Below are 5,358 nucleotides of genomic sequence, written 5' to 3' on the forward strand. Positions count from 1 at the left end.
GGAGGTGTCGAGCTGGGCCGGGTGGTGGAGCTGGTTTGCGGGGGTGCTTTCCGGGAGGTCGACGGACCTTCCCCGGTTGGCGCTGGTTAGGCGCCGGTGCCGCCTCGGGGGGCGGTCTGGGCGTACTTGTCGACCAGGGCGCGAAAGCGCTTGTTGGAGCGGTAGACGGCGACCATGGCGCGGAAGCGCGAGTTGTTGTCGGCCCGGTCATTCATCTTGGCGAAGTCGAGCATGGATTTGTCTTCGGGGTGGAGGTAGAGGTTGACCCGCTCGGAGTCTTCGGTTGCTGAGGCGAGCACGCGCGGGTCGCCTTCGTGGAAGAAGCCCTGCAGGGCCGCTGCAGCGGGGTTGACGCGCGTCTCAGCGGCTTTGGGGGCCGCTGGGGTCTTCCGGGCCGGGGGAGCCTTCTTGCGGCCCGTGGCGGGCCTGCTAGCCGCGGCTGCTTTGGCTGGCGGCTGGTCGAGCTCGAGGCCGGCCTTTGGGTCGGCCTCGGCTTCGTCAGGCTCTGGAGCGACAACCGCCAGCTCGGTCGAGCCGGGGGCCTGGTCGGCTTCGGGCTCCTGGCCTTCCTCGGTTACCGAGGTGAGGCGTACGGGCCGTCTGCGGGCGCTCATGGCTGGTTCTCCTGCTCTAGGGCTGTGGTGTCGATGTCGAGATGGCCGAAGACTTCGACGGCCAGGGCTTTGTACTCGGCTTCTGCGGTGCGGGCATAGCTGTGCTTGCCGGGCATGTCCAGAACGGTGCGGAAGCGGTCGCGGGCCTCGCCGTACACGGCGTACCGGCGGATGATCGTTTCGGCCACGCTCCACCCGTAGTCCTCGCGGAGCTGGGCCTGGATGTATCGGGCGGTCGGTAGCTGTTCGGTGGAGACCATCGTGAGCGCGACCAGGTAGGGCAGGCCCGCGGGCAGCTCCTTCTGGATCACCGGCGGGAGCGCGTCAAGGTCCATCGTCCCGTGCTGGGTGGGCATCAGGAGGAAGTCGGCTCCGGGGATGCCGTGGCTGCCCTGCAGGATCTCCTGAAAACCGCCGGTTCTGGCTCCGGCCAGGTCAACGATGGTCAGGTCGTAGTTGGTACTTCTGCGCAGCTTGCTCAGGGAGGCAATCTGGCCTTCCTCCGCGCCTTCGGCCACGTCGAACGGCATGTTTTGGTCTTCGGACTCGGAGTACCAGTTGACGGTTGACTTGTTCTTGTCGCCGTCGACCACGAGCGTCTTTAGGCCTAGGTGCTTGGCAGCGATCGCCGCGAGGGTGACCGCGCTTGTCGTCTTGCCGACCCCGCCTTTGGGGCAGCCCACCGCGAGAATTCGGGACATACCGCATTTTCTCGTTTTCGCGCGAAAGCGTCAAAGCGTGTTAACGCGAATTCGGCAACAATCCGGTCACTCTTCCGTGTGTCGAACAAGTGTTCGATAATGCGGACATGTATGGCTTCGACAGATTCCCCAGCCCGATCGAGCGTGCGGCGCTCTATCAGCGGGTGCTCAACGAGCATTTCCCCCCGCCGGCCATTGCCCGGCGGTTGCGGGATGTGCCGTTCGATCGCCGGATCGCGGTATGGGTCCGGATCGTGTGGTCCAGCGACGGTGAGGAGTGGCTCGCCGGTGAGGCGTGGCGCTGGGATCGGCGGCATGTGTTCGTGACCCAGCTCGGGATCGAGGTTCGGTTGCAGCTCTCCGGGGTGTGGGTGGCTCCTGAGGATGTGCGACGGCGGGTGATTCCGCAGGTCAGCGAGTCGGGCTAGCGTTTTCGCGTTTTCGCGCGAATCTCTCCAGATCTCTTGCGTCTGTACGAACTATCGTGCACTATTGACTCACGAAGGTTCGTACAACAAAGGAGAGTCTGATGGCGAAGAACAAGGGTGTCAGCGTCTACCGCGGCGGGAAGCTGGTGCAGGTCTCGGAGGCCGAAGCCGATGCGGTGCTGGCTGCGAACCGCCGGAAGCACGCTGGGTCGAAGCCGGTCCGGGTGATCGACGTGAACGACAAGGTTCGGGTCGGTGGTATCGGGGCGATCGGCCACAACAGCGGAACGATCATCGTGCGGGATGGCAAGTGAAGGTCAGCAGGAACAATCGGGTGATCTTCTCGGACGGAGAGAAGACGGTGGTGATCACCGAGCAGCGCGACCGGGTCGAGCTGCCCGGCTACGGCGAGGTGGTCGACCAGGTCCGCGTGGTCATCTACGGACTCAAGGGCGGCAAGAAGTGAACTCGGTGAAGCCGCTCACGATCGGCGGCCAGCCGGTCGACCTGACCGAAGCTCTGGCCCGCTTCCGGCAGGTCTGGGGCGACGGTAGCGACGGCATCCTGCTCCACCAGCTCGCGAACGAGTTCGAGCCGGTCGACCTGAGCTGTAGCGAGATCAACGCCCTTGCCGATCTACTGACGGCGATCGGGGACCACGGCTCCGCGGCCACGCTGCTAGAGGTCCACGTGACAAACCGCAGCGAAGACGCCTACGACCTGCGGACCGGCGGCCACCGCGAGGACCCGCGCCTGTCGGATCGATGGGAGGAGATCACCAAGGAACGCAGTCACGAGATGCCGTGAGTCACGACCGGCCGGGCCGAAGGAAGCGGCCCGGCCGGTCATCCCGCGAGATCCCGAAGACCCGAAACACCCAGGGAGACGAGCATGAGCGAAGCACCCGCAACCGAGCCGGAGTTTCTCGGCATGATCAGCCTGACGACCCTGCCCACGGAGGGGATGCGGATACCGCTGATCCTGGGCGGAATGGTGAAGGTCGAGGCGATCACCCCCGACCCCGGCACCGAGACAGCGGGGCAGGTGACCGTACGGCGGATGGTCACCAGTCAGGTGGTCGACCCCTTCGGCCCGCCGTACCTCGCCCGGTACGAAGTCACCACCACAGCCTGACGAACGACCCAGAGCGCCCCGCCGGCCACCGGCGGGGCGCTCTCGCGCGCTCCCGGCGATCACGACATAAGACCAGGTCAGAGCCTCGGAATCGCGCTAAAACGCTTTCGCGCGAAACGCCATCGAAAGCTTGACACTGTACGTAGATTCGTACATCATAGTCATATGAGCTTCCGTACAGAGAGGGCCGCCACCATGATCACCGAAACTCCCGAGTACCTCGCCGCCCGCGAGATGAACGCTGACGGTTTCATCCGCCACGGACTGTCCAACGCGGCCCCCGGTACCCGCGTCCTGCGTGGCGACCAGGTCGGCGTCATCGCCCTACTGACCGGCCGCGGTGTCGACGTGGTCTGGCTCGATGGCGACCGGACCTCGCGCCGGGCCGCCACCCGCGCACTGAAGGCGTACCGCGAGGGCCACAAGGTCGCCGAACTCAGCGTCCCACTGGCCGGACTGGTCGCCCTGGACGGGCTGGTCGACCCGAACGCCGAACGCTGCGTGATCACCGACCCGTACCACGGCGGCATGTGCAAGGCGCTCCCCGCCGGACTCTGACCTCGACAAGCGGTGGCCGGGACGAAGGAAGCGCCCCGGCCACCAACCACCCAACCTAGACAACGAACCTGAGGAGAAACGAACCATGATCCTGGACCCCGCGAAGTACGTCGGCCTCGGCAGTGACGCCGTCGAGCTGGTCGAGTCCTTCGACACCGCGCTCTGGGCGCTGGACCGGATGCGGTCGGGCGAGTGGAAGCTCGATGGCGACCGCGACGAAGACACCCTTGCCGAAATCCAGACCGCAATCCGCGCCGTGGTGCACCGCCTGGCCCCGCGGATCGAAGCCACCGCGAAAGCCCTGGTCCGCCAGCACGTCGAGGCCGGCGGTTCGTACGGCGAGCTGGCTCAGGCGATGGACACCGCCCGCAGCACGGCTCAGTCCCGCGCTCAGAAGATCATCGGGAACCCCCCGGACGACTGGGAAGACTGGGCCACCGGCGATGGACACCGCAAGGGTGCCACCGAAGAGCTGGACACCTCCCTTCCCGCGGGGCTCATACTGCGCTGGGGACAGCCAGCCGTCCGCGAGATCATGGCCCCCAGCCCCGTCTGGATTCGCGACGACCAGGGCGAGCTGGACCGCGAGGAGTGGAATCCGCGGACCGCTGTCGCGCACTGGATCCCGAACCTGGAGGTCGGCGACCCCCACAAGACCCCGATCCTGTTCCGCACCGCAGACGACCTCTGGGTGCTCCGCGCGGACTGGTCGAAGGAGTACAACGTCCGGCCCGGCATGCGGTTCTTCTACGCCACCAAGGGCGAGGCGCTGCGTTTCCTCGAAGAGGGCGGCTACTTCGTCGACATCGCCCGGTACTTCCCCGAGATGGTGAATTGACCGATGAGCAACGCCGAGCTGGTGCTGACCGCTCTGCTATTGCACGGTCTGCCGACCGTCGATGACCGGTGCCAGACCTGCGGAGCAGACCTGGCGACCCTGGAGGCCGGCCGGGGCCATGTGTGCGAGATCGCCGCGGCCGCCCTGGGCCGGTCGCCGGAATGGTGCCGTGTTCGGCTCGCTCAGCACTGGAGCAGCTCCGGTGAGCAGTGCGAGTGCGGCAGCACCTTGGATGACTCCCCTAACGGCCTGTGGATCCACTGGGCCGACCTACTCACCCCGCGGTAGAGGCCCGGCCGGGGGCAGCGCTCGAACGCTTCCCCCGGCCAGTAGTCCCCGAGAATCCCTCGCTCAGAGAACCGGAGAGTGTCCCGATGCTAGCTGTCACCTTTGCCGCGTATTTCGTGGCTCTGTGGGTTGCGCACGAGGTTGCCGACCACTGGGCCCAGACCCACCACCAGGCGCTCACGAAGGGCCACAGGAGCCGCGCTGGCGCCCGGTCCTGCCTGATGCACGTGACCACCTATACGGCGCTCACAGCGGCTCTGGGCGGTCTGGTCTGGGTGGTGCTGGATCTGCAGATCAGCCTGGCCGGATTCGTGGCCGGCCAGCTGGTCAGCGCGGTCACGCACTACTGGGCCGATCGCCGCTACACCCTGGCCTGGCTCGCTGACCGGCTCGGCAAAAGCCGGTACTACGTGCTGGGCGCTCCCCGGCAAGGGCATGACGACAACACCACCCTCGGTACCGGTGCCTACGCCCTGGATCAGTCCTGGCATCACTTCTGGCTGTTCGTCGCAGCACTGATCGCCGCGCTGAGCTGACCCGAGCTGGACACCAAAGCGGCCCTCGCTCCTCACAGGAGCGGGGGCCGTCAACGTGCCGTACGACAGGTTGGTCTGGGCTTCGCCGCGGGCAGGATCTTTGCCGAGTGGCGGATCGCTGCGGAACTGACTCACTGGACGGCGGGGCCGCCGTTCGTCTCCGCAGCGAGCGTAACGAGGTGGTCAACGTTGGGCAATCTGCTCACCCTTGCCACCTTCGCCAGGCCCTCGCCACCGAAAAGGCCGGCGGCCCGGTTCCTC

The 5,358-nt window shown here is 66.5% G+C and carries 11 protein-coding genes; 9 read left to right on the plus strand and 2 right to left on the minus strand.

Features of this window, described 5'->3' with window-relative positions; all coding sequences use genetic code 11:
- Nucleotides 1-86 precede the first annotated feature (86 nt).
- Complete coding sequence (locus AB4880_RS19955; protein WP_367920981.1) at nt 87-614, minus strand: hypothetical protein; 528 nt, start codon at nt 612-614, stop codon at nt 87-89.
- Nucleotides 611-1,315, minus strand: coding sequence for a ParA family protein (locus AB4880_RS19960; RefSeq protein ID WP_345572126.1), 705 nt, complete (start codon nt 1,313-1,315; stop codon nt 611-613). Before AB4880_RS19960 ends, AB4880_RS19955 begins: the two co-directional genes overlap by 4 nt.
- A 107-nt stretch (nt 1,316-1,422) precedes the next feature.
- Between AB4880_RS19960 and AB4880_RS19965 the strand changes: the two genes are divergently transcribed.
- The 9 genes from AB4880_RS19965 to AB4880_RS20005 all read left to right on the plus strand — a co-directional run bounded on the left by AB4880_RS19965 (nt 1,423) and on the right by AB4880_RS20005 (nt 5,097).
- Nucleotides 1,423-1,743 (plus strand): hypothetical protein, encoded by a 321-nt coding sequence (locus AB4880_RS19965; protein WP_345572127.1) that lies wholly within the window; start codon nt 1,423-1,425, stop codon nt 1,741-1,743.
- Between the two features lie 101 nt (nt 1,744-1,844).
- Nucleotides 1,845-2,057 carry a hypothetical protein gene (locus tag AB4880_RS19970; protein ID WP_367920982.1) on the plus strand — a complete coding sequence of 71 codons (213 nt, stop codon included), beginning with the start codon at nt 1,845-1,847 and terminating at the stop codon, nt 2,055-2,057.
- A gap of 20 nt (nt 2,058-2,077) precedes the next feature.
- Nucleotides 2,078-2,209, plus strand: coding sequence for a hypothetical protein (locus AB4880_RS19975; RefSeq protein ID WP_367920983.1), 132 nt, complete (start codon nt 2,078-2,080; stop codon nt 2,207-2,209).
- 5 nt (nt 2,210-2,214) lie between these two features.
- Nucleotides 2,215-2,550, plus strand: a complete 336-nt coding sequence (locus AB4880_RS19980; RefSeq protein ID WP_344850727.1) for a hypothetical protein — start codon at nt 2,215-2,217, stop codon at nt 2,548-2,550.
- 84 nt (nt 2,551-2,634) lie between these two features.
- Complete coding sequence (locus AB4880_RS19985; protein ID WP_345572164.1) at nt 2,635-2,877, plus strand: hypothetical protein; 243 nt, start codon at nt 2,635-2,637, stop codon at nt 2,875-2,877.
- Between the two features lie 195 nt (nt 2,878-3,072).
- The gene (locus tag AB4880_RS19990) at nt 3,073-3,435 is read left to right on the plus strand and encodes a hypothetical protein (protein WP_344850731.1); all 363 of its coding nucleotides are present in this window, start codon (nt 3,073-3,075) and stop codon (nt 3,433-3,435) included.
- An 85-nt stretch (nt 3,436-3,520) separates the two neighbouring features.
- Nucleotides 3,521-4,273 carry a hypothetical protein gene (locus AB4880_RS19995; protein WP_344850733.1) on the plus strand — a complete coding sequence of 251 codons (753 nt, stop codon included), beginning with the start codon at nt 3,521-3,523 and terminating at the stop codon, nt 4,271-4,273.
- A gap of 3 nt (nt 4,274-4,276) precedes the next feature.
- Nucleotides 4,277-4,561, plus strand: a complete 285-nt coding sequence (locus tag AB4880_RS20000; RefSeq protein WP_344850735.1) for a hypothetical protein — start codon at nt 4,277-4,279, stop codon at nt 4,559-4,561.
- Between the two features lie 86 nt (nt 4,562-4,647).
- Complete coding sequence (locus AB4880_RS20005; protein ID WP_367920984.1) at nt 4,648-5,097, plus strand: DUF3307 domain-containing protein; 450 nt, start codon at nt 4,648-4,650, stop codon at nt 5,095-5,097.
- Nucleotides 5,098-5,358: the final 261 nt, after the last annotated feature.

Source organism: Nocardioides ginsengisoli (genome assembly GCF_039537225.1).
GTDB lineage: Bacteria > Actinomycetota > Actinomycetes > Propionibacteriales > Nocardioidaceae > Nocardioides > Nocardioides ginsengisoli.

What these genes read in the sequence shown, in the direction of transcription:
- AB4880_RS19995 (WP_344850733.1), top strand. Translation starts at nt 3,521, where the DNA reads ATGATCCTGGACCCCGCGAAGTACGTCGGCCTCGGCAGTGACGCCGTC.
- AB4880_RS20000 (WP_344850735.1), top strand. Translation starts at nt 4,277, where the DNA reads ATGAGCAACGCCGAGCTGGTGCTGACCGCTCTGCTATTGCACGGTCTG.
- AB4880_RS19965 (WP_345572127.1), top strand. Translation starts at nt 1,423, where the DNA reads ATGTATGGCTTCGACAGATTCCCCAGCCCGATCGAGCGTGCGGCGCTC.
- AB4880_RS19990 (WP_344850731.1), top strand. Translation starts at nt 3,073, where the DNA reads ATGATCACCGAAACTCCCGAGTACCTCGCCGCCCGCGAGATGAACGCT.
- AB4880_RS19970 (WP_367920982.1), top strand. Translation starts at nt 1,845, where the DNA reads ATGGCGAAGAACAAGGGTGTCAGCGTCTACCGCGGCGGGAAGCTGGTG.
- AB4880_RS19955 (WP_367920981.1), bottom strand. Translation starts at nt 614, where the DNA reads ATGAGCGCCCGCAGACGGCCCGTACGCCTCACCTCGGTAACCGAGGAA.
- AB4880_RS19960 (WP_345572126.1), bottom strand. Translation starts at nt 1,315, where the DNA reads ATGTCCCGAATTCTCGCGGTGGGCTGCCCCAAAGGCGGGGTCGGCAAG.
- AB4880_RS19985 (WP_345572164.1), top strand. Translation starts at nt 2,635, where the DNA reads ATGAGCGAAGCACCCGCAACCGAGCCGGAGTTTCTCGGCATGATCAGC.
- AB4880_RS20005 (WP_367920984.1), top strand. Translation starts at nt 4,648, where the DNA reads ATGCTAGCTGTCACCTTTGCCGCGTATTTCGTGGCTCTGTGGGTTGCG.